1 protein-coding gene and 1 pseudogene are annotated in these 1,947 nt (G+C 32.9%); one reads left to right on the top strand and one right to left on the bottom strand.

Annotation, left to right across the window (positions count from 1 at the left end):
- Positions 1-274 (bottom strand): annotated as a pseudogene (locus tag AAGF08_RS20335) (hypothetical protein); the annotation flags it as partial.
- 299 nt (positions 275-573) lie between these two features.
- Here AAGF08_RS20335 and AAGF08_RS20330 point away from each other — a divergent pair.
- On the top strand, positions 574-1,770 hold the full coding sequence (locus tag AAGF08_RS20330; protein WP_343513285.1) for a CotH kinase family protein: 1,197 nt from the start codon (positions 574-576) through the stop codon (positions 1,768-1,770).
- Positions 1,771-1,947: the final 177 nt, after the last annotated feature.

The raw sequence follows: 1,947 nt of genomic DNA, 5'->3' as shown, positions 1-1,947 counted from the left end.
CTTTTGGTCCCCAGATTCCAGGGTTTAGGATGCTAGAACAATCCGATTTCCCAGTAATACATGACCAAAAACTATCTCGATCCTTCGTTGGGTCAGGGGAGGTGTTCCATGAAGGCATATAGTACACACCCACGAGTTCATCACTCTCCTCTTGCAAAGATGGAAGTTCAATATTGACCAAGCTTGCAGTTAGTCTTGATTCTTGGATGGAGCTCTTCTTTTGGCAGGAGAATAGAAAAACTAAAAAGAGAAAAATAAAAAGAGAATTGTTCACACCTATTTTTTATGTATACCATAAAATTAAAGTAATTGAACCAATTGTTAAATATTTTGGAAACAAAATTAATTGTATAAAAATCTTAAAAAGTGTTTATTAAATATTAAAATACTTATTTAAAACAAAATAAATGTTTTAATAAAGGAAATTGTCATAAATGATGAAATTAAAAACCAACTCATAAAGAGTTGGTTTTTTTTCTTATATTATTTTGAGATTTTAGTTTATTGGCATATACGCTTTTAAGCTAAAATCAAGCAAGGGAGGAAGTGTATTGGTATATGTATACTATCGAGATGAAAAAAAATCTAATTGTATTTTTCCTTTTTTGGTTAGGAATTGCCAATTCATTTGCTCAAGAAAATTTAGGTTCTAGGGACCTGGATTTTTCGGTTATCTCAAGAAAAATAGAAAATCAAATAAAGCTTGATTTAGATGGGCGAGATTACCAAAAACTCAGATCCATTAATGGTCAAAAAGTAGTTCTGAAACCCTTAGGATTGATTATCAATGGGCAGAAAACTCTACCAAACGATGTACATACAAGAGGTCAATCCACCCTCTATTTTCCAAGAAAAAGCCTGAGTTTTGATGTAGAGTCCTCAGTGGAAATTCAACATGGGGAGATTAATGAAAAGATGAGCCATTTCATTTTGCTTAGTCTTTCTATGGACAAATATTATATTAGAAATAGACTGGCGTTTGGTCTTCTTCAGAAAGTCGGGCTTTTGGATTTCTTTTTTGCTTTTACAAATCTACAGATAAACGAAAAAAGCGAGGGGATTTATATGGCTGTTCAAAGGCCACAGGATTGGGCTATTCATGATCAAAAAAGCCCAATTGTAATCCGAAGAGGGTATTTGCATAAAATAGAAAAATCCAAAACATCAAAATCGATTTCGAAGCAGGATATTAAGTCCTACATTGAATCTTTTAAGTCCATTTATAAACTGATTCGTACTGATTCTGGAGAGGAATTGTATACCAAACTTTCTGAAAAATTGGATCTCGAAAATTACATGAGTTGGCTTGCAGTCAACTACCTGCTCAGAAATGGAGATTATACAGATGAGGTTTTTTTCTATTTCGATCAGGAAATCAATCGGTTTAAAATTATTCCTTGGGATTATGATGATATTTTCTCTGTAAATCCCCATGAGGGAAGCTTACCTAATTCCGATAGTGCTTCTCTACTTTTTTCAAAAGAGGATGATTTAGATGCAAAGATTGCAATGGATCCCTATTTATTTGAAAAATATCAGGAGGTCTTAAGAAAGGTTTGTTTGACGCTTTCGGATGAATTATTAGCCAATGTTTTTGAAGCTACTTATTCTGAGTTATACCCTTATTACTTACAGGAAGAGATTATTCAAAATGTAGAGACAGATCTTTACAAAGATGCTAATCTAGAAAAGCTCCGATATGAACTGACATCCAGTTTTTTATTCCTAAAAGGTAGACGGGATTTTATTTTAGGTAAAAGCGGGAATTGAACAAGTCTAGTACATTTTTAAAATCATATAAATCGATTTTTTTAATCTGCCTTTTGAGGCAAAATCGTTCATCTCAGTTCCCTAAAACTTCCATGATCTCCTCCAGATAACTTAATTTGTGGTCTTCAGTGGGTTCAATATAATTGTCTTTCAGTTGATCATCCCATTCTATTAATT

The sequence above is a fragment of the Algoriphagus sp. SE2 genome, from assembly GCF_039563885.1.
Taxonomy (GTDB): domain Bacteria; phylum Bacteroidota; class Bacteroidia; order Cytophagales; family Cyclobacteriaceae; genus Algoriphagus.
The sequence above is the reverse complement of the archived record's forward strand: the minus strand, read 5'-3'. Positions and strand labels throughout refer to the sequence as shown.